This is a genomic window from Streptomyces sp. NPDC087422, assembly GCF_044744145.1.
Lineage (GTDB): Bacteria > Actinomycetota > Actinomycetes > Streptomycetales > Streptomycetaceae > Actinacidiphila.
This window is the reverse complement of record NZ_JBIUXT010000012.1, coordinates 214,915-233,876: the sequence shown is the minus strand read 5'-3', so window position 1 is coordinate 233,876 and position 18,962 is coordinate 214,915. Positions and strand designations below refer to the sequence as shown.

Annotated in this window: 20 protein-coding genes; 16 read left to right on the top strand and 4 right to left on the bottom strand. The window is 72.3% G+C overall.

Going from position 1 to position 18,962, the window contains the following annotated elements; translation table 11 throughout:
• The 5 genes from ACIO6U_RS30680 to ACIO6U_RS30660 all read left to right on the top strand — a co-directional run.
• A partial coding sequence (locus ACIO6U_RS30680) for a lactate utilisation protein LutB domain-containing protein (protein WP_401724030.1) occupies positions 1-505 on the top strand: 505 nt, incomplete at its 5' end.
• Positions 502-1,146, top strand: a complete 645-nt coding sequence (locus tag ACIO6U_RS30675; RefSeq protein ID WP_401724027.1) for a lactate utilization protein C — start codon at positions 502-504, stop codon at positions 1,144-1,146. The genes ACIO6U_RS30680 and ACIO6U_RS30675, both read left to right, overlap by 4 nt.
• 126 nt (positions 1,147-1,272) lie before the next feature.
• Positions 1,273-2,112 (top strand): molybdate ABC transporter substrate-binding protein, encoded by an 840-nt coding sequence (gene modA / locus ACIO6U_RS30670; RefSeq protein ID WP_401724024.1) that lies wholly within the window; start codon positions 1,273-1,275, stop codon positions 2,110-2,112.
• On the top strand, positions 2,109-2,969 hold the full coding sequence (locus ACIO6U_RS30665) for an ABC transporter permease (RefSeq protein ID WP_391048694.1): 861 nt from the start codon (positions 2,109-2,111) through the stop codon (positions 2,967-2,969). Before modA ends, ACIO6U_RS30665 begins: the two co-directional genes overlap by 4 nt.
• Positions 2,966-4,078, top strand: coding sequence for an ABC transporter ATP-binding protein (locus tag ACIO6U_RS30660; RefSeq protein WP_401312224.1), 1,113 nt, complete (start codon positions 2,966-2,968; stop codon positions 4,076-4,078). Before ACIO6U_RS30665 ends, ACIO6U_RS30660 begins: the two co-directional genes overlap by 4 nt.
• Positions 4,079-4,121: 43 nt before the next feature.
• Here the strand turns inward: ACIO6U_RS30660 and ACIO6U_RS30655 are convergent, their stop codons facing one another.
• Both ACIO6U_RS30655 and ACIO6U_RS30650 read right to left on the bottom strand, forming a co-directional pair.
• Positions 4,122-4,370, bottom strand: coding sequence for a sigma factor (locus ACIO6U_RS30655; RefSeq protein WP_355338762.1), 249 nt, complete (start codon positions 4,368-4,370; stop codon positions 4,122-4,124).
• A 190-nt stretch (positions 4,371-4,560) separates the two neighbouring features.
• On the bottom strand, positions 4,561-5,805 hold the full coding sequence (locus ACIO6U_RS30650; protein ID WP_391163901.1) for a ThuA domain-containing protein: 1,245 nt from the start codon (positions 5,803-5,805) through the stop codon (positions 4,561-4,563).
• Between the two features lie 491 nt (positions 5,806-6,296).
• Between ACIO6U_RS30650 and ACIO6U_RS30645 the strand changes: the two genes are divergently transcribed.
• Positions 6,297-6,713 (top strand): VOC family protein, encoded by a 417-nt coding sequence (locus tag ACIO6U_RS30645; protein ID WP_401724019.1) that lies wholly within the window; start codon positions 6,297-6,299, stop codon positions 6,711-6,713.
• Here the strand turns inward: ACIO6U_RS30645 and ACIO6U_RS30640 are convergent.
• Together ACIO6U_RS30640 and ACIO6U_RS30635 are read right to left on the bottom strand one after the other, a co-directional pair.
• Positions 6,688-7,380, bottom strand: a complete 693-nt coding sequence (locus ACIO6U_RS30640; protein ID WP_401724016.1) for a helix-turn-helix domain-containing protein — start codon at positions 7,378-7,380, stop codon at positions 6,688-6,690. The two genes, ACIO6U_RS30645 and ACIO6U_RS30640, sit on opposite strands and share 26 nt — an antisense overlap.
• A gap of 54 nt (positions 7,381-7,434) precedes the next feature.
• Positions 7,435-8,682, bottom strand: a complete 1,248-nt coding sequence (locus ACIO6U_RS30635; RefSeq protein ID WP_391048707.1) for a YhjD/YihY/BrkB family envelope integrity protein — start codon at positions 8,680-8,682, stop codon at positions 7,435-7,437.
• Between the two features lie 18 nt (positions 8,683-8,700).
• Here ACIO6U_RS30635 and ACIO6U_RS30630 point away from each other — a divergent pair, with 18 nt between their 5' ends.
• From ACIO6U_RS30630 to ACIO6U_RS30585, 10 genes are all read left to right on the top strand, one after another.
• The gene (locus ACIO6U_RS30630) at positions 8,701-10,338 is read left to right on the top strand and encodes an acyl-CoA dehydrogenase family protein (protein WP_401724013.1); all 1,638 of its coding nucleotides are present in this window, start codon (positions 8,701-8,703) and stop codon (positions 10,336-10,338) included.
• Between the two features lie 383 nt (positions 10,339-10,721).
• Positions 10,722-11,999: a GAF domain-containing protein gene (locus tag ACIO6U_RS30625; RefSeq protein WP_391048710.1), complete on the top strand. Its 1,278-nt coding sequence runs from the start codon at positions 10,722-10,724 to the stop codon at positions 11,997-11,999.
• 229 nt (positions 12,000-12,228) lie between these two features.
• Positions 12,229-12,780 (top strand): GNAT family N-acetyltransferase, encoded by a 552-nt coding sequence (locus tag ACIO6U_RS30620; protein ID WP_355338744.1) that lies wholly within the window; start codon positions 12,229-12,231, stop codon positions 12,778-12,780.
• Between the two features lie 150 nt (positions 12,781-12,930).
• Positions 12,931-13,014 carry a putative leader peptide gene (locus ACIO6U_RS30615; RefSeq protein ID WP_355338823.1) on the top strand — a complete coding sequence of 28 codons (84 nt, stop codon included), beginning with the start codon at positions 12,931-12,933 and terminating at the stop codon, positions 13,012-13,014.
• 155 nt (positions 13,015-13,169) lie between these two features.
• The gene (locus tag ACIO6U_RS30610) at positions 13,170-14,894 is read left to right on the top strand and encodes a nitrite/sulfite reductase (RefSeq protein ID WP_391048716.1); all 1,725 of its coding nucleotides are present in this window, start codon (positions 13,170-13,172) and stop codon (positions 14,892-14,894) included.
• Positions 14,891-15,070, top strand: coding sequence for a hypothetical protein (locus tag ACIO6U_RS30605; RefSeq protein ID WP_355338738.1), 180 nt, complete (start codon positions 14,891-14,893; stop codon positions 15,068-15,070). Before ACIO6U_RS30610 ends, ACIO6U_RS30605 begins: the two co-directional genes overlap by 4 nt.
• The gene (locus ACIO6U_RS30600; RefSeq protein ID WP_355338735.1) at positions 15,067-15,771 is read left to right on the top strand and encodes a phosphoadenylyl-sulfate reductase; all 705 of its coding nucleotides are present in this window, start codon (positions 15,067-15,069) and stop codon (positions 15,769-15,771) included. The genes ACIO6U_RS30605 and ACIO6U_RS30600 overlap by 4 nt, the downstream gene beginning before the upstream one ends.
• Positions 15,772-15,866: 95 nt before the next feature.
• Positions 15,867-16,406: an adenylyl-sulfate kinase gene (cysC, locus tag ACIO6U_RS30595; RefSeq protein WP_355338820.1), complete on the top strand. Its 540-nt coding sequence runs from the start codon at positions 15,867-15,869 to the stop codon at positions 16,404-16,406.
• Entirely contained in the window at positions 16,403-17,338 is a 936-nt protein-coding gene (gene cysD, locus ACIO6U_RS30590) for a sulfate adenylyltransferase subunit CysD (RefSeq protein WP_355338732.1), read from the top strand. Before cysC ends, cysD begins: the two co-directional genes overlap by 4 nt.
• Before the next feature lie 2 nt (positions 17,339-17,340).
• Complete coding sequence (locus ACIO6U_RS30585) at positions 17,341-18,705, top strand: sulfate adenylyltransferase subunit 1 (RefSeq protein WP_401312203.1); 1,365 nt, start codon at positions 17,341-17,343, stop codon at positions 18,703-18,705.
• The last annotated feature ends 257 nt before the right edge of the window (positions 18,706-18,962 follow it).

Here is an 18,962-nt window from a genome sequence, read left to right as displayed (position 1 = left end):
CGTCTACGAACGCGCCGGCGGCCACGCCTACGGCTCCCCCTACCCCGGCCCCATCGGCGCCATCCTCACCCCCCAACTCCGCACCACCACCACCGCACTCGACGCCTCCCTCCCCTACGCCTCCACCCTCTGCGGCGCCTGCTACGACGTCTGCCCCGTCGCCATCAACATCCCCGAAGTCCTCGTCCACCTCCGCGAACGCGTCGCCGAAGGCGCCACCACCACCCACAACGGCCAACGCGTCACCATCAAACCCGCCAAAGGCCACGCCGCCGAACGCGCCACGATGCGCGCCGCCCGCTGGGCACTCGACCGCCCGGGCGTCATGCGCCAGGGCCAGGGCCTCGCCACCCGCACCCGACACCTCCACCCCCAACGACTCCCCGGACCCGCCAAAGCCTGGACCGCCACCCGCGACCTCCCCACCCTCCCCCCGCAGACCTTCCGCGACTGGTGGCAACACAACAAAAACAACCACCCGCAGACCGAGGAGAACGGCCAGTGACCTCCCGCGACACCGTCCTCACCCGCATCCGCAACGCCCTCGCGGACGTCCCCCGCGACGACCACCCGCACGACACCCCCCTCACCAGGGACTACCTGCACACCCACGCCGACCGCACCCCGCAGGAGACCGCGACCCTCCTCGCGGAGAACCTCACCGACTACCGGGCCCACGTCCACCACACGGACGAGACCGGACTGCCCGCGACCGTCGCCCGCCTGATCGCCGAGCACGGCAGCCGCAGCCTCGTCACCCCGCAGGGCCTGCCCGCGCACTGGCTCGACGCGATCGGCCCGGACACCGAGCGGCACACCGACCGGCCCGAGCAGACCACCTACGACCTCGACGCGATCGACACCGTGATCACCGGCTGCGCCCTGGCCATCGCCGAGACCGGCACCATCGTGCTCGACACCTCCCCCGACCAGGGCCGCCGCCGGATCACCCTCGTCCCCGACCACCACATCTGCGTCATCACCCCCGCGCAGATCGTCGCCTCGGTCCCCCAGGCCCTCCCCCGCCTGGACCCCACCCGGCCCCAGACCTGGATCTCAGGCCCCTCCGCCACCAGCGACATCGAACTCGACCGCGTCGAAGGCGTCCACGGCCCCCGCACCCTGGACGTCATCATGGTTGTGTGATCGCACAAACGAGGCGGACAGCTGGATCATGCGGCTTATGCAATGCGCCAGGAGACTTATCCCTCGCAGATGCGTCACTATGATCGTCACAATGACCTGGTGCGCGGCAGAGAGAGAGTTCCTGTGATGATCCGTACCGAACGGCGCCGCGGCATGGTGGCGGCCGTCGGCGGCGCCGCCGTACTGCTGGCGCTCACTGCCTGCTCGTCCTCGGACAAGGGTTCCGACGGCTCGTCGTCGTCCCCCTCCGCCTCGTCCTCCGCTTCCGCGTCGGCGACCACGCCGAAGGTCACCGGTTCCGTGACCGTGTTCGCGGCGGCGTCGCTGAAGGAGTCCTTCACGACGCTCGGCAAGCAGTTCGAGGCCGCGTACCCCGGCACGAAGGTGACGTTCAACTTCGGCGGCAGCGACGTGCTCGCGGCCAGCATCACCTCGGGCGCGCCCGCTGACGTCTTCGCGGCGGCCAGTACGAAGACGATGAAGATCGTCACCGACGCCAAGGACGCGGCGGGCACTCCCGCCCCCTTCGTGCGCAACCAGTTGGAGATCGCGACGCTGCCCGGCAACCCGGACAAGATCGCGTCGCTGAAGGACCTGACGAAGTCCGGCCTCAAGGTCGCGCTGTGCGCGAAGACGGTGCCGTGCGGGGCCGCCGCGCAGACGGCGCTGACCGACAGCGGGCTGAAGCTGACGCCGGTCAGTTACGAGCAGGACGTGAAGGCCGCGCTGACGAAGGTGGAGCTGAAGGAGGTCGACGCGGCGGTGGTCTACAAGACCGACGTGAAGGCCGCGGGCGGCAAGGTGCAGGGCGTGGACTTCCCCGAGTCGGCGAAGGCGATCAACACGTACCCGATCGTGGAGCTGAAGAACGCGCCCAACGGGACGGCCGCGCAGGCGTTCATCGCGCTGGTGCGGTCCGCCGAGGGCCAGAAGGTGCTCACCGGGGCGGGCTTCCTCAACCCGTGACCGGTCAGGAGCGGTGGGGCGCCGCGGCCGGTCCGGGACTTCCCGGGCACCGGCCGCGGCGCCGCTTCGTGCGCAGCCGCGGCGGTGTCCCGCTGCCGTTGCTGCTGCCCGCGCTGATCGCGCTCGTCTTTCTGCTGCTGCCGCTGCTGGCTCTGCTGATCCGGGCGCCGTGGCGGAGCCTGCCGTCGCAGCTCACCAGTTCCGAGGTGTGGACGGCGCTGCGGCTGTCGTTGGAGACCGCGACCACGGCGACCGCCGTGTCGCTGGTGTTCGGGGTCCCGCTGGCGTGGCTGCTGGCCCGTACGACGTTTCCCGGCCGCGGTCTGGTGCGCTCGCTGGTGACGCTGCCGCTGGTGCTGCCGCCGGTGGTCGGCGGTGTGGCGCTGCTGCTGGCGCTGGGGCGCAACGGTGTGGTGGGGCGCTGGCTCGACTCGGCGTTCGGCGTCACGCTGCCGTTCACGACGGCCGGTGTGGTGGTGGCGGAGACGTTCGTGGCGATGCCGTTCCTGGTGATCACCGTCGAGGGGACGCTGCGGGCGGCCGACACGCGGTTCGAGGAGGCGGCGGCGACGCTGGGCGCCTCGCGGTTCACCGCCTTCCGCCGGGTCACCCTGCCGATGATCGCACCGGGTGTCGCGGCGGGCGCGGTGCTGGCCTGGGCCAGGGCGCTGGGCGAGTTCGGCGCGACCATCACCTTCGCGGGCAGTTTCCCCGGCCGTACGCAGACGATGCCGCTGGCGGTGTATCTGGCGCTCCAGGACGATCCGGCCGCCGCCATCGCGCTCAGTCTCGTCCTGCTCGCGGTCTCCGTCGCGGTCCTCGCCGGGCTGCGCGAACGCTGGACGGCCGCGTCATGAGACTCGACAAGGGGGACGGGCCCGACGTGCGGGGTGCCGAGGACGCCGACGGCCTCGACGCGCGTCTCGTCCTGGACCGCGGCACCTTCCGGCTGGACGTACGGCTGTCGGTGCCGCCCGGCGAGGTGCTGGCGCTGCTCGGTCCGAACGGCGCGGGCAAGACCACCGCGCTGCGTACGCTGGCCGGTCTCGCCCCGCTGTCCGGCGGCCATCTGCGGCTCGACGGGCGGACGCTGGAGGAACCGGCGGTACGGCGGCGGGTGCCGGCCGAGGACCGGCCGGTCGGTGTGATCTTCCAGGACTATCTGCTCTTCCCGCATCTGACCGCGCTGGACAACGTCGCCTTCGGGCCGCGCTGCCACGGCGCGTCCAAGGCGGACGCGCGGGCGCGGGCGGCGGATCTGCTGGACCGGATGGGGCTCGCGGACCACGCGGGCGTCAAGCCGCGGCGGCTGTCCGGCGGGCAGGCCCAACGCGTGGCGCTGGCCAGGGCGTTGGCGACCGGGCCGCGGCTGCTGCTGCTCGACGAGCCGCTGGCGGCGCTGGACGCCCGCGCGCGGCTGGACGTACGGGCGGAGCTGCGCCGCCATCTGGCCGCGTTCGAGGCGGTGGCGGTGCTGGTGACGCACGACCCGCTGGACGCGATGGTGCTGGCCGACCGGCTGGTGGTGATCGAGCACGGGCGGGTGGTGCAGGAGGGCACGCCCGCGGAGATCGCCCGCCGTCCGCGTACGGACTACATCGCGCGGCTGGTCGGGCTCAATCTCTACCGGGGCGAGGCCGAGGGGCACACGGTCCGGCTCGGTCCGGAGCTGACCGTGACCGCCACGGAGGAGCTGACGGGGCCCGCCTTCGTGGCCTTCCCGCCGAGCGCGGTCACGCTCTCCACCGACCGGCCGGACTCCAGCGCGCGCAACACCTGGCGGGCCAGGATCTGCGGCCTGGAGTCGCACGGCGACCAGATCCGTGTCGCCCTCACCGGAAGCGCCGACGACCTGCCGCTGACCGCCGACCTGACGGCGGTGTCCGTGGCCGAACTGGGCCTGCACGAGGGCGCGCAGGTGTGGGCGACGGTCAAGGCGGCCCAGACGCACGCCTATCCCGCGTGAGCCGGCCGGGCGGCGGGGCTCAGCGGTACCGACGCGGCGGCCCTCAGCGGGAGTTCGGCGGCGAGCCGGCCCCCGGTGTCACGGCCAGCAGATTGCGGGCGATGGTCAGCAGATAGGCGCGGACGGTGGCGCTGCCCGGCTCGATCCGGCCGAGGTGCAGCCAGGCGCGCAGCAGCGTCTCGTGGGCCACGTCCTCGGCCTGCGCGCGGTCGCGCACGTGGCCGAGGGCGAACGACACCAGCATCTCGTAGTGCTCGGTGTGCTGCCCGGTTTCGCGTTCTTCCGGTGTCACCGGTCGTCCCCTCCCCCGGGGGCGGCGCACGCCGCAACCCCTGTGGGAGTAATACGCGACCGGCGCGCGCCGCGTTCATCCGGGGTGGGTGTGGCCTCAGGTGGGCGTGGGGCGTACGAGTACGGAGCCGGGCCGTGGCCCGGCTCCGCTCGGGTGTCGGCCGGCCGCGGAGATCAGCCCGGCCGGTGGATCAACTCGGCAGCGTCCACTGCTGGTTGGCGCCCGTGCCGCAGGTCCAGATCTGGAGCCGGGTGCCGTTGGCGCTGCTGGGGCCCGTCGCGTCCAGGCACTTGCCCGACCCGGCGTTCACCAGCGTGCTCCCGCTGCGCGTCCACTTCTGGGCGGCGCTGCCGTTGCAGTCGTAGAGCTGCACCTTGGTGCCGTTGGCCGTGCCCGCCGAGGTGACGTCCATGCACTTGCCGAGGGCCTTGAGCGTGCCGTCGGAACCGACCGCCCAGGTCTGGGCGCTGGTGCCGTTGCAGTCGTAGAGCTGTACGGCCGCGCCGTTGGTGCTGCTGGCGCCCGCGATGTCCACGCACTTGCCGCCGTAGCCGTGGATGGCGCCGGTCGGGCCGCCCTGCGGCGGGGTGACCGGGCCGCTCTGGCCCGCCGCCCAGCGGATCTCCTGGATCAGCAACTGGTTCTGCTGGGCGCTGGCGAAGGTGGACGACAGCGCGGTGTTGGTGTCGTAGTTCATCGCGTTGTGCCCGAAGTTGTTGTAGACCATCCTGTAGTTCTTGTTGGTCCACACGATCGGGTAATAGCCGCTGTACCAGGTCTGGTTGGGGTCGGTCCCGATCGGGAACGTCGACTGGTCCATCGAGGCCAGGATGTCGATGTTCGGGTTCTGCCGCAGGTCGTTCTGCCAGCTATACCACTCGCTGACGGACGAGGCGATCGTGCCGGGCAGGCCCGCGGTGGCCGGGTGGTTCGGGTCCTCGATCTTCAGCGTCTCGGCGGTCGGCCCCCAGGTGTTGGACTTGAAGGTGCCGGTGCCGAGGAAGGTCTGGTGGTACCAGGACCAGCCGTTGGACGACGCGTCGTTGTAGGCCGCGACATGGAAGCCGATCCAGCCGCCGCCGTTGTTCATGTACGTCTGGAACGCGCTCTGCTGGGCCGCGGTCTGCGGGGCGTTGTCGAGGAACATGACCACCTGGTACTGGGCCAGGTTGGCGGTGTTGAGCTGGCTCCAGTCGTTGGTCGAGGTGTACGAGAAGCCGTACTGCGCCGCGTGCTGCGGGAACCACGCGTTCGCTTCGTGGACGAAGTTGATGTGGGCGGCGTCGTACGTGCCGTCGTAGAAGGCGATCACCTTGAAGTCGGCGGCCTGCGCGGTGTGCGCGGGCCCCGCCTGTACCCCGAGCACCACGGCGAACAGCGCGAACAGCCTCAACAGGGTGCGCGACCAGGGTATTTGTGTGCGGGATCTGATCATGTGGGGGACCTTCCTTGTGCGCGACGGTGGGGGACGTGCGCCTGTACCGCGATTGAAAGGTCCAGACTATGTTCATGTCAATGACTCGCGGTCGAATCCTTGACCTAGTAACAGCGTTGACCGGGGGGTGAGTTGTTTTTCGTTCACTTCCTTGACCCAGCCCTTGACGCGGCGGCCCGGTGGGGCAATCCTTCCGAACCAACGGACAAGAAGCTTTCCTTCCACGCACCACCGCATACCTCCCCCTTACCACTGGCCCGTACTCCTCCCCGTCGGGCCCCGTCCGACCCCATCGGCCTCATCCGACCCCATCGGCCTTCATCAGTCCCCATCGGCCTCATCGCATCCTTCGGACCGCGTCGCCCGCGGAGCACGGTGCGCGACCGCGGCGACGCTCACAACCCCGGTGGGGGCCGGGGGGTCGCAGGTCGGGTGCCGGGTGTCCGTTTCGTTCAAGACACCCGGCGCCCGGCCCGCCTAGCGTGAACGGCATGAACGCACCCCTCACGCCCCGTATCGATCTGATCGGCCTCGTCGTCGCGGACATGGCCGCCTCGCTCGCCTTCTACCGGCGCCTGGGCATCGAGCTGCCCGCGGCGGCGGACGCGGAGCCGCACGTCGAGGTCACGCTCCCCGGCGGTCTGCGGCTGGCCTGGGACACCGTGGAGACCGTCCGCTCCTTCGACCCCGGCTGGTCGCCCGCCACCGGCTCCCGGATGTCGCTGGCCTTCGACTGCGGCGCCCCCGAGGGCGTGGACGCGGCCTACGCCGAGCTGACCGGGGCCGGGCACACGGGCCACCTCAAGCCGTGGGACGCCTTCTGGGGCCAGCGCTACGCGGCCGTGTACGACCCGGACGGCAACACCGTCGACCTCTTCGCCGCTATGCCGCAGCCGTCGGCTGGATGAGCCGCCCGAGCGGCACGCCCGCGAGCGACTTGACCTCGCGCGCGAGATGGGCCTGGTCGGCGTAGCCCGCGACCGCCGCGACCTGCGCGAACGCGGTGCCCCCGCGGGCCAGCTCCAGCGCCCTTTGCAGCCGCAGCACCCGGCCGAGCGTCTTGGGCCCGTAGCCGAACGCGGCCTCGCAGCGGCGGCGCAACTGCCGCTCCCCCAGGCCCGTCCCGGCCGCGATCGCGCCCACTGGGCGGCCCGCGGCCAGCGCCCTGGCGACGCCGCCCGGGAGGGGATCGACGGGCCCGGCCGCGCCGAGCCGCGTCACCGCCCAGGCGTCGAGGACGGCGGCGGCGTCCCGGCCGCCCAGCCGGTCCGCCAGCCGTCCGGCGCGCGCCGCGGGCCACAGCGCGTCCAGCGGCACCCTGCGGTCGCGCAGCTCGCGGGCCGGCACTCCCAGCACCAGCGGGCCGAGCCCCGGCGCGAACCGCAGCCCCGCGTACGAGCCGCCCGGCGCGTCGTCGGCGACGAACGCGCGGGTGTCGGGGCCCGCGACCAGCAGACCGCCGTCGTACCAGATCAGGTCCATGCAGCCGTCGGGCAGCACGCGGTAGGACCCGCCGCCGTTCTCACGGGTCCACACGGTGACGCCCGGCACCGCGGCGGCACGTTCCTCGTACATGCCTCCATGGTGCACCGCGACCCGGCCGCCGGTCCCGCCGAGCCGAGCCGCGCGTCACAGCTCCGGCGGGAAGGGCGGCATCGGCGGCGGGGGCGCGGCGGGCGGCGGGGGCGCGGGCCGGGAGGCCGAGCGGTGCGGGGCCGAGTGCCGGGCGGGCGGGGGCGCCGGAGCCATCGGCGGTACGTCGGGGCGGCGGCGCAGCCGGGACCGCACATCGGCGTGCGGCAGGAATTCCGCCCACCGCTCGGGGTATTCGGCGGGCGGGTCGTCGTCGGGGTCGCCGTCCTCGTCCCCGGCGTACGCGGCCCTGCGGGCGGCGGCCTGCGCGACGACCTCGGCCGCCGCGGCCTCCCGCAGCCTGGCGTTCTCCTCGCGGGCCGCGGCGGTGGCCAGCGACGGCCACACCCGGTCCACGGCCGCGTTGACGGCCGCGCCGACCAGGACGGCGAAGGCGGACACGCCGATCCACAGCAGGACGGCGACCGGCGCGGCCAGCGAGCCGTAGATCGTCGGTCCCTCGACGGTGTGGGTGAGGTAGATCCGCAGGACGAAGCTGCCGACCACCCACATCAGCAGCGCGATCAGCGCGCCGGGCACGTCCTCGTACCAGGCGGAGCGCACCGGCACCGACACGTGGTAGAGCGTGGTGAGGAAGGCGATCGTGGCGAGCAGGACGGCGGGCCAGTACAGCACCGCGACCGCGCCCTCGCCGCCCGGCAGCACGTCGACCACCGCGTCGGGTCCCGCGACGACCAGCGGCAGGACGGCGGCGCCCAGTATCAGCGCGACGACGTACAGCACCAGCGACATCAGCCGGGTCTTGACGATGCCGCGGCGGCCCTCCAGGCCGTACATGATGGTGATGGTGTCCACGAAGACGTTGACCGCGCGGGAGCCCGACCACAGGGCGATCAGGAAGCCGAGCGAGATCAGGTCCGGGCGGCGGCCGTGGAAGACGTCGTCGACCAGGGGTTTGACGAGCTGGTTGACGCCCTTGTCGGAGAGCACGGTGGAGGACGCCGTGAGGATGTTGTGCCGGATGTGGTCGATGGTGTCGAGGCCGATGACGGTGTCGACGTAGCCGAGGGCGCCGACCAGGCCGAGCAGCAGCGGCGGCAGCGACAGCAGGACGAAGAAGGCCGCCTCGGCGGCGAGGCCGGTCACCCGGTACTCCATGCAGGAGTTGACGGTGTCCTTCAGCAGCAGCCAAGCGACCTTGCGCTTGGAGACGTTGCGGTACACCACCCGAGCCCGGCGCCACCTGCTCGGGCGACGATGGCCTCTTTCTTCGGCTGCTTGCACCCCCTTACGTTAGCTGCCATGAGCACCCTCACTCACACGGTGACCAATCAGGCTCCGCCGCTGGTCGGCCATGACGTGTACAGCACCGACAGCGCCCTCGTGGAGGCCGTGGCCCGCCACGCCGATCCGGCCGGGCTCACGGAGATCACGGACGAGTTGAGCGAGCTGGGCAAGGCCGCGGGATCCGCCCAGGCACAGCGCTGGGGCGAGGAGGCGAACACGTACTCGCCCGTGCTGCGCACCCACGACCGCTACGGCAACCGGATCGACGAGGTGGACTTCCACCCCTCGTACCACCGGCTGCTCGGGCACGCGGTCACCGCCGGTCTCACCGACGCCTGGTCGCGGCCCGACGGGCACCTCAGGCGGGCCGCCGGGTTCCTGGTCTGGTCGCAGGTCGACGCCGGGCACGGCTGTCCGGTGTCGATGACGCACGCGGCGGTGCCCGCGCTGCGCACCGACCCGGCGCTGGCCGCCGAGTGGGAGCCGCGGCTCGGGTCGCGGGTCTACGATCCGCAACTGGTCGCGGCCGACGAGAAGCCGGGCGCGCTGTTCGGAATGGGCATGACGGAGAAGCAGGGCGGCTCCGACGTACGGGCCAACACCACGCACGCCGAGCCGCTGGCGGAGGACGGCGCGTACGCGCTGACCGGGCACAAGTGGTTCTGCTCCGCGCCGATGTCGGACGGCTTCCTCGTCCTGGCGCAGGCGCCGGGAGGGCTGACCTGCTTCCTGCTGCCGCGCGTGCTGCCGGACGGCACCCGCAACGTCTTCGCGATCCAGCGGCTGAAGGACAAGCTCGGCAACCGCTCCAACGCCTCCTGCGAGGTGGAGTTCAGCGGTACGTGGGCGCGGCGGGTCGGCGACGAGGGGCGCGGGGTGGCCACCATCATCGAGATGGTCGCGGCGACCCGTCTCGACTGCGCGCTGGGCTCGGCCGCCCTCATGCGGCAGGCGGTGGCGCAGGCCGTGCACCACGCCACGTACCGCAGCGCCTTCGGCGGGCCGCTGGCCGACAAGCCGCTGATGCGCAACGTGCTGGCGGACCTCGCGCTGGAGTCGGAGGCCGCGACGACCACGGCGCTGCGGCTGGCGGCGGCCTGCGACGCGGACACCGAGCAGGAGCGGCACTTCCGGCGGCTGGCGGTGGCCGTCACCAAGTTCTGGGTCACCAAGCGCTGTCCGGTCGTCGCGGCCGAGGCGCTGGAGTGCCTGGGCGGCAACGGCTACGTGGAGGAGTCCGGCATGCCGCGGATCTTCCGCGAGTCGCCGCTGAACTCGGTGTGGGAGGGCTCGGGGAACGTCCAGGCCCTCGACGTGCTGCGCGTCCTCCAGCGGGAGCCGCTGGCCCTCAACGCCTTCCTGGCCGAGTTGGGGCTGGCCCGCGGGGCCGACCACCGCCTCGACGGCGCCGTCAAGGACCTCCTCGGCGAACTCGCCGACCTCGACGGAGTCGAGACCCGCGCCCGCCGCATCGTCGAGCGCATGGCGCTGGTCCTCCAGGGCACCCTCCTGGTCCGCTTCGCGCCCCCCGAGGTCGCCGACGCCTTCTGCGCCTCCCGCCTCGGCCACGACTGGGGCGCCACCTTCGGCACCCTCCCCCACACCCTGGACCTGTCCTCGATCGTCGACCGCGCCCGCCCGGTCCAGTCGTAGGGCGCGTCCGCGAAGTCCCGTCGCGGCGGAACGGAAAACGGCGCGGCAGCGGCTGTCCCTCCGCTCGCCCCCCGAAGGGGGAGCAGAAAGGTTTCCGCCGCCGCGCCCACGGAGGGTGGCGCCGCGCCGACTCGGCACCACCCCCGGTCTGTTGGGCCGTCAGGCCGACCGCCCCGGCAGCGCGGCCGGGGGGCTGCCGCGCGCCGGTGACGCCGCGTCACTCTCCGTCGAAGTCGCGTACGCTCGCAATGGTTGCAGCCCGTTGCACATGTCGTCAGGCCGTGTGGGGACCTCCGGTGGACGGGAGGGAAATCGCGACGGCCGGGCCCGTACGGCGGCACCATGGGCAGTGGAAGACGGAGAGCACGCAGGGCGGGGGCGACGTGACACACTTTCCGATCCAGGTCGGCCGGAGGGACGCGATGGACGCCCGCGCGTCCGCGCACCTGCTGGCCTCGGTCCGGGAAGCCACTCTTGCGGGTGATGTGCCGCCGAAGCCGCCGCGGCCGGTGATCGGCGAGTCATGGACACGCGCCCTGAGCCGGGGCCTGGACCCGGACACCGGTCGCAACGACGGGCTGCTGGGTACCGACGAGCTGGAGTACCGGCGGCAGTCCACCCCGCTCGGCGGTCTGCTGCCGCTGCTGCGCGACGGTCTGCACGCGGTCGCGGACGTGGCCGGGCACATCATGATCGTCACCGACCCGGAGGGCCGGGTGCTGTGGCGCGACGGCAGCCTCGCGTCCCGCAAGTCCCTCGCGGACCGGCTGGGCTTCGCCGAGGGCGCGAGCTGGGCCGAGGACGCGGTCGGCACGAACGCGATCGGTACGGCGCTGGTGACCGGCACCCCCCTCCAGGTGCACTCGGCCGAGCACTACGTGCGCAATCTGCACGGCTGGACCTGCGCCGCGGCCCCGCTGCACGATCCGCGCGACGGACGGCTGCTGGGCGTGGTGAATGTGACCGGTCCCGCCTCCACCGCGCACCCGGCGAATCTGTCGCTGGTCTCCGCGGTGGCCAGGGTCGCCGAGGGCGAACTGCGGGCCAGGCACTGGGCGGCGGTCGAGCGGCTGCGGTCGGTGGCCGCGCCGCTGCTGGCCCGGATGGAGGGCCAGGCGCTGGCCGTCGACCCCAACGGCTGGGTGGCCGCGGTGGCCGGGATGGCGCCGCCGGACCGGCTGCAACTGCCCGCGGCCGTCAGCGCCGGGCAGATGTGGCTGCCCTCGCTCGGCCTGTGCTCGGTGGAGCCGCTGCCGGGCGGCTGGCTGGTACGGCTGGGCAGCCGCGAGCGGGCATCGGGCGCGAGCCAGGTGGTGCTGGACGTGAGCCGTCCGCGCAACTGGATGGTGACGGTGAGCGGCGCGGCCGGGAGCTGGGCGCAGCAGCTCAGTCCGCGCCACGCGGAGCTGCTGTTCGTGCTCGCGGTGCACCGCGGCGGCAGGACCGCGGCCGAGCTGGCCGCCGACTTGTTCGGCGATCCGAGCCGTACGGTGACGGTGCGCGCGGAGCTGTCCCGGCTGCGGCGGAATCTGGCGGGCGTGCTGGCGCACCGGCCGTACCGCTTCGCCGACGGGGTGAATGTCGAACTCATCCGTCCGCACCACCCGTTGGACCTCCTCCCGCACTCGCTCGCGCCCGCGGTGCTGGCCGCGCGCCGCTGACCGTACGGCCGCCGGGCGCGGCCGGTCACCGTACGTGTCCGGCCGCATTCGCGTGATGACCATCGAAACGAGTCGGCGGCGCGGCCGTCAAGAGGACGTGTCCGCGCGGTGGGGGCGCGCGGAGCGCGGTACGGGCGCGGGCCGGGGGCGAGATCCGGCCACCGGGTGCCCGGTCGCGGCGTCCGGGGCGGGCCCGGGGCGCCGGGCCGCACCGCCTAGGGTGGGCCGCATGAGTACGCCCGTGACCACCTGGTCCCTCGAACTGACCTCGCCCGACGAGCTGCGGGCCGCGGCCGTGCCGCCCGAGGCGTCGGGTGTCCGGATCGTGCGGTCGCAGGTCCCGTCGGCCGAATTCGGGCGCTTTCTGTATACGGCGGTCGGCGCGGACTGCGCGTGGCGGGACCGGCTGCCGTGGCCGCCGGAGCAGTGGCGGGCCCATCTGGCGCGGCCCGGCACCGAGGTGTGGGTGGCGTACGAACACGGCACCCCCGCGGGTTATGTGGAGCTGGGGGCGCAGGACGCGGGCGTGGTGGAGATCGTCTACTTCGGGCTGCTGCCGGACTCCAGGGGCCGCGGTCTCGGCGGCCATCTGCTGTCCTTCGGCACCGAGCGGGCCTGGGACCTGGGCGACCGCTGGGAGGGAAGGGAACCGACCGAGCGGGTGTGGGTGCACACCTGCTCGCTGGACGGGCCGTACGCGCTGGACAACTACCGGCGGCGCGGCTTCCGGGTGTTCGACACGACGGTCGCCGCTTCCCCGTCCACTCCGCCGGGCGCGTGACCGTCCGCGCGCCGGTCGCGTGACCGTCCACGCGCCGGTCGCGCCGGGCGGGGCGTGACCGACGCCACAGTTTCTCACCTGGTGAGATTATCTGGTCCACATAATGGATGGCGGTGGACTCTCCGGAGACCCGCATGCCACGCTTTCGTCATGTCACGCACTGGAATCGCCTTGGTAGGTCGGCCGCACGTCGACTTCTGCCGCGTGTCCAGCGCCATCTGTCCGGCGGTCTGACCGACTTAGCTCCGCTCCCCGCCATCCCCGTCGTCGTGGATGCCCGGGAGTCCCCGGCCGCCCCGCTGTGTTTCACAGCCCTGCGTTTTCCCAGGCCATAGGGTGCTCCCGCGCGTAATCGACCGTATTCGAGCCTGCCCGAAGGACGCATCGCCATGGCTTCCACCCCTGACCTGCCCCAGACTCCGGCCGGAGACGCCGCCGCCGGGGCTGCCGCGTCGCGCCGCAAGGCCGGACGGCACCGCGGTGAGGGCCAGTGGGCCATGGGGCACTTCACGCCGCTCAACGGCAACGAGCAGACCAAGAAGGACGACGACGGTCTCAATGTGCGGACACGCATTGAGACGATCTACTCCAAGGCCGGATTCCAGTCCATCGACGGCGCCGACCTGCGCGGCCGGATGCGCTGGTACGGGCTGTACACGCAGCGCCGCCCCGGGATCGACGGCGGCAGGACCGCCATCCTGGAGCCGGAGGAGCTGGACGACGAGTTCTTCATGATGCGGGTCAGGATCGACGGCGGCCGGCTGACCGTGGCCCAGCTCCGGGTGATCGGCGAGATCTCGCAGGAGTTCGCCCGCGGCACCGCCGACCTCACCGACCGGCAGAACATCCAGTACCACTGGATCCGGATCGAGGACGTACCGGAGATCTGGCGCCGCCTGGAGGCGGTCGGCCTGTCCACCATGGAAGCGTGCGGCGACACGCCCCGCGTCATCCTCGGCTCGCCCGTCGCGGGCATCGCCGAGGACGAGATCATCGACGGCACCACCGCGATCGACGAGATCCACGACCGCTACATCGGCAGCAAGGAATTCTCCAACCTGCCGCGGAAGTTCAAGACCGCGGTCTCCGGCTCGCCGCTGCTGGATGTGGCGCACGAGATCAACGACATCGCCTTCGTCGGCGTCCGGCACCCCGAACACGGCCCCGGCTTCGACCTGTGGGTCGGCGGCGGGCTGTCCACCAACCCCAAGCTCGGTGTGCGGCTGGGCGCCTGGGTGCCGCTGGACGAGGTGCCCGAGGTGTGGGCGGGCGTCATCGGCATCTTCCGCGACTACGGCTACCGGCGGCTGCGCGCCCGCGCCCGGCTGAAGTTCCTGGTCGCCGACTGGGGTCCGGAGAAGTTCCGCCAGGTGCTCCAGGACGACTACCTCAAGCGCGAGCTGACCGACGGTCCGGCGCCCGACCAGCCGGTGCGGCAGTGGCGCGACCACATCGGCGTGCACCGGCAGCAGGACGGCCGCTTCTACGTCGGCTTCGCCTCGCGGGTCGGCCGGATCGACGGCGCGACGCTGACGAAGATCTCCGAACTGGCCGCCGAGCACGGCTCCGACCGGCTGCGGACCACCGTCGACCAGAAGATGCTCGTCCTGGACGTCGAGGAGTCCCGGGTCGAGTCGCTGGTCGCGGGTCTGGAGTCGCTGGACCTCCAGGCCACGCCGTCGCCCTTCCGGCGCGGCACCATGGCCTGCACCGGAATCGAGTTCTGCAAGCTCGCCATCGTGGAGACCAAGGCGCGCGGCGCCTCGCTCATCGACGAACTGGAGCGGCGGCTGCCGGACTTCGACGAGCCGGTCACCATCAACATCAACGGCTGCCCCAACTCCTGCGCCCGTATCCAGGTCGCGGACATCGGTCTCAAGGGACAGCTCGTCACCGACGCCGACGGCGAGCAGGTCGAGGGCTTCCAGGTGCACCTGGGCGGCAGCCTCGGCCTGGAGGCGGGCTTCGGCCGCAAGGTCCGCGGTCTGAAGGTCACTTCGGCGGAGCTGCCGGACTACGTGGAGCGGGTGCTGACCCGCTTCCAGGCCGGTCGCACCGACGGCGAGCGCTTCGCGCAGTGGGCGGCGCGCGCCTCCGCTGAGGAGCTGTCATGAGCGAGCGGGCCGCGCCGTTCTACTGCCCCTACTGCGGGGACGAGGACCTGCGTCCGTCCGAGGAAGGCCACGGCGCGTGGGAATGCCACGCCTGCAATCGCGCATTCACGCTGAAGTTCCTCGGGCTGCTGTCCAGGGGAACGACCGCCAACTCCCCGCATGGAGGCGCCTCGTGACCACCGCACAGCACACCGCCGAGGACTTGCGCACCCTGGCCGAGCAGGCGGGCCGCGACCTGGAGGAGGCGTCCGCGCTCGACGTGCTGCGCTGGGCCGCCGACACCTTCGGGCCGCGGTTCTGCGTCACGTCCTCGATGGAGGACGCCGTGGTCGCGCACCTCGCCTCGCGGGCGCTGCCCGGCGTGGACGTGGTCTTCCTCGACACCGGCTACCACTTCCCCGAGACCATCGGCACGCGGGACGCGGTCGCGGCCGTGATGGACGTCAACGTCATCACGATCAGCCCGCGGCAGACCGTGGCCGAGCAGGACGCCGAGTACGGGCCGAAGCTGCACGACCGCGACCCCGACCGGTGCTGCGCGCTGCGCAAGGTCGCTCCGCTGGAGGAGGGCCTGCGCGGCTACGAGGCGTGGGCGACGGGCCTGCGCCGCGACGAGTCGCCGACCCGGGCCAACACCCCGGTGGTGTCCTGGGACGCCAAGCGGCGGAAGGTCAAGATCGCGCCGATCGCCCGCTGGACGCAGGACGACGTGGAGGCGTACGTCGCCGAGCACGGGGTCCTCACCAACCCGCTGCTGACGGACGGTTACGCCTCGGTGGGCTGCGCGCCGTGCACCCGCCGGGTGCTGGAGGGCGAGGACGCCCGCGCCGGACGCTGGGCGGGCCTGGGCAAGACCGAGTGCGGGATCCACCTGTGACGGCCGGTCGGACGGGGACCGGTGCCACGAAGGCCGGCCCCACGCGGACCGGCGCGGTGACGACCGAGGCAGTGACGACCAGTCAGGAGTTGGGGATGACCACCGGCGCCACCGTCTGGCTCACCGGTCTGCCGAGCGCGGGCAAGACCACCATCGCCCACGCACTCGCCGAGCGGCTGCGCGCGCAGGGCCGCCGGGTCGAGGTGCTCGACGGCGACGAGATCCGCGAATTCCTCTCGGCGGGCCTCGGCTTCAGCCGCGAGGACCGGCACACCAATGTGCAGCGCATCGGCTTCGTCGCCGAACTCCTCGCCTCGCACGGCGTGTTGGCGCTCGTCCCGGTCATCGCGCCGTACGCCGACAGCCGCGAGGCCGTCCGCAAGCGCCACCAGCAGCAGGGCACCGGCTATGTCGAGGTGCATGTCGCGACACCGGTCGAGGTCTGCTCGGTGCGTGACGTCAAGGGCCTGTACGCCAAGCAGGCCGCGGGTGAACTGACCGGCCTGACCGGCGTGGACGACCCGTACGAGATCCCGGCCGACCCCGATCTGCGGATCGAGACCCAGGGCCGCACGGTCGAGGAGTCGGCTTCCGTACTGCACGCGCTGCTTGTCGAGAAGGGGCTCACCATATGACCGCCGCCGTCGCGCACTCCGGAAGCACGGACAGCCCGTACGCCCTCTCGCACCTGGACGCGCTGGAGTCCGAGGCCGTGCACATCTTCCGGGAGGTGGCGGGCGAGTTCGAGCGGCCGGTGATCCTCTTCTCCGGCGGCAAGGACTCGATCGTCATGCTGCACCTGGCGCTGAAGGCGTTCGCGCCCGCGGCGGTGCCGTTCTCGCTGCTGCACGTGGACACCGGGCACAACTTCCCCGAGGTGCTGGAGTTCCGGGACCGTACGGTCGCCGAGCACGGCCTTCGGCTGCATGTCGCGATGGTGCAGGAGTACATCGACGACGGGCGGCTGCGCGAGCGGCCCGACGGCACCCGCAACCCGCTCCAGACGGTGCCGCTGACCGAGGCCATCAGGGAGCACCGCTTCGACGCGGTGTTCGGCGGCGGACGGCGCGACGAGGAGAAGGCGCGGGCCAAGGAGCGGGTGTTCTCGCTGCGCGACGAGTTCTCGCAGTGGAATCCGCGCCGCCAGCGCCCCGAGCTGTGGCAGCTCTACAACGGCAAGCACGCGCCGGGCGAGCACGTACGGGTCTTCCCGCTGTCCAACTGGACCGAGCTGGACGTGTGGCAGTACATCGCCCGCGAGAAGATCGCGCTGCCCGAGATCTACTTCGCGCACGAGCGCGAGGTGTTCAACCGGTCGGGGATGTGGCTGACCGCGGGCGAGTGGGGCGGCCCGAAGGCCGGTGAGCCGGTGGAGACCCGCCAGGTGCGCTACCGCACGGTCGGCGACATGTCCTGCACGGGCGCCGTCGACTCCGCGGCCACCACGCTCGACGCGGTGATCACCGAGATCGCCGCCTCCCGGCTGACCGAGCGGGGCGCGACCCGCGCCGACGACAAGATGTCGGAAGCCGCGATGGAAGACCGCAAGCGCGAGGGGTACTTCTAACCATGACCGCCACCACGGGTCCCACCAACCCCCTCACCGCCGAGCAGTTGTCGGCCACCACGCTGCTGCGCTTCGCCACCGCGGGCTCCGTCGACGACGGCAAGTCCACGCTGGTGGGGCGGCTGCTGCACGACTCCAAATCGGTGCTCACCGACCAACTGGAGGCGGTCGAGCGGGCGTCGCTCGGCCGCGGCCAGGAGGCCCCGGACCTGGCGCTGCTCACCGACGGCCTGCGGGCCGAGCGCGAGCAGGGCATCACCATCGACGTCGCCTACCGCTACTTCGCCACCGCGCGGCGGCGGTTCATCCTCGCCGACACCCCGGGCCATGTGCAGTACACCCGCAACATGGTCACCGGCGCCTCGACGGCGGAGCTGGCCGTGGTGCTGGTCGACGCCCGCAACGGCGTGATCGAGCAGACCCGGCGGCACGCGGCCGTCGCGGCCCTGCTGCGTGTCCCGCACGTGGTGCTCGCGGTCAACAAGATGGACCTGGTGGACTACGCGGAGCCCGTGTTCGCCGCCATCGCCGAGGAGTTCACCTCCTACGCGGCCTCGCTGGGCGTCCCGGAGATCACCGCGATCCCGATCTCCGCGCTGGCCGGTGACAATGTCGTCGAGCCGTCCGCGCACATGGACTGGTACGGCGGCCCGACCGTACTGGAGCACCTGGAGACGGTCCCGGTCAGCCACGACCTGACCGGCTGCCCCGCGCGGTTCCCCGTGCAGTACGTGATCAGGCCGCAGACCGCGGAGCACCCGGACTACCGCGGTTACGCGGGCCAGATCGTCTCGGGGCTACTGCGCGTCGGCGACGCGGTGACGGTGCTGCCGTCGGGCCGTACCACCACGATCTCCGGGATCGACGCGCTCGGTGAGGCCGTCGACACCGCGTGGGCGCCGCAGTCGGTGACGGTGCTGCTCGCCGACGACCTGGACATCTCGCGCGGCGACATGATCGCGCCGACCGCGACGGCGCCCGCGATCACCCAGGACATCAGGGCCACGGTGTGCCATCTGCACGAGCGTCCGCTGCGGATCGGGGACCGCGTGCTGCTCAAGCACACCACCCGGACGGTGAAGGCGATCGTCAAGGGCCTGCCGTACCGGATCGACCTCTCGCACGGTCTCGCGCACGACAACGAGCCCGCTGAGCTGGAGGTCAACGACATCGGAGCGGTGCTGCTGCGCACCGCGGAGCCGCTGCCGGTGGACGCGTACGCGGACTCCCGGCTGACCGGTTCCTTCCTGCTGATCGACCCGGCGGACGGTACGACGCTGACCGCGGGCATGGCGGGCGAGGCGTTCGCGGAGAAGACGGATCCGGCCGCGGGTGGCGCGGCCGACGACGAGGGTTGGGACTTCTGACGATGACTCAGGATGCCTTCTCGGGTTTCGCGAAGGAGGGCGGCCGCGTCGGCAGCGGCTCGCTCGGCGCGGGTACGGGCGGGGTCGCACGATGTGTGGGCTGACGCGCCCGGCCGCGGACCACGGGCACGCCGTGACCGCCGCCGTACCCCAGCGCCGCGCACAGCGGCCCCCGTTGCACCGCTTTCGAAGACCTGACGAACTTCCGGCCGCGCCCTGACCACGAGCGCGACACGCCGGGCCTTACGAGAGGACAC

Coding starts and splice junctions, on each gene's coding strand:
- modA (WP_401724024.1), top strand. CDS start 1,273: ATGATCCGTACCGAACGGCGCCGCGGCATGGTGGCGGCCGTCGGCGGC.
- ACIO6U_RS30660 (WP_401312224.1), top strand. CDS start 2,966: ATGAGACTCGACAAGGGGGACGGGCCCGACGTGCGGGGTGCCGAGGAC.
- ACIO6U_RS30650 (WP_391163901.1), bottom strand. CDS start 5,805: ATGATCAGATCCCGCACACAAATACCCTGGTCGCGCACCCTGTTGAGG.
- ACIO6U_RS30645 (WP_401724019.1), top strand. CDS start 6,297: ATGAACGCACCCCTCACGCCCCGTATCGATCTGATCGGCCTCGTCGTC.
- ACIO6U_RS30640 (WP_401724016.1), bottom strand. CDS start 7,380: ATGTACGAGGAACGTGCCGCCGCGGTGCCGGGCGTCACCGTGTGGACC.
- ACIO6U_RS30630 (WP_401724013.1), top strand. CDS start 8,701: ATGAGCACCCTCACTCACACGGTGACCAATCAGGCTCCGCCGCTGGTC.
- ACIO6U_RS30620 (WP_355338744.1), top strand. CDS start 12,229: ATGAGTACGCCCGTGACCACCTGGTCCCTCGAACTGACCTCGCCCGAC.
- ACIO6U_RS30615 (WP_355338823.1), top strand. CDS start 12,931: ATGTCACGCACTGGAATCGCCTTGGTAGGTCGGCCGCACGTCGACTTC.
- ACIO6U_RS30610 (WP_391048716.1), top strand. CDS start 13,170: ATGGCTTCCACCCCTGACCTGCCCCAGACTCCGGCCGGAGACGCCGCC.
- ACIO6U_RS30605 (WP_355338738.1), top strand. CDS start 14,891: ATGAGCGAGCGGGCCGCGCCGTTCTACTGCCCCTACTGCGGGGACGAG.
- cysC (WP_355338820.1), top strand. CDS start 15,867: ATGACCACCGGCGCCACCGTCTGGCTCACCGGTCTGCCGAGCGCGGGC.
- cysD (WP_355338732.1), top strand. CDS start 16,403: ATGACCGCCGCCGTCGCGCACTCCGGAAGCACGGACAGCCCGTACGCC.
- ACIO6U_RS30585 (WP_401312203.1), top strand. CDS start 17,341: ATGACCGCCACCACGGGTCCCACCAACCCCCTCACCGCCGAGCAGTTG.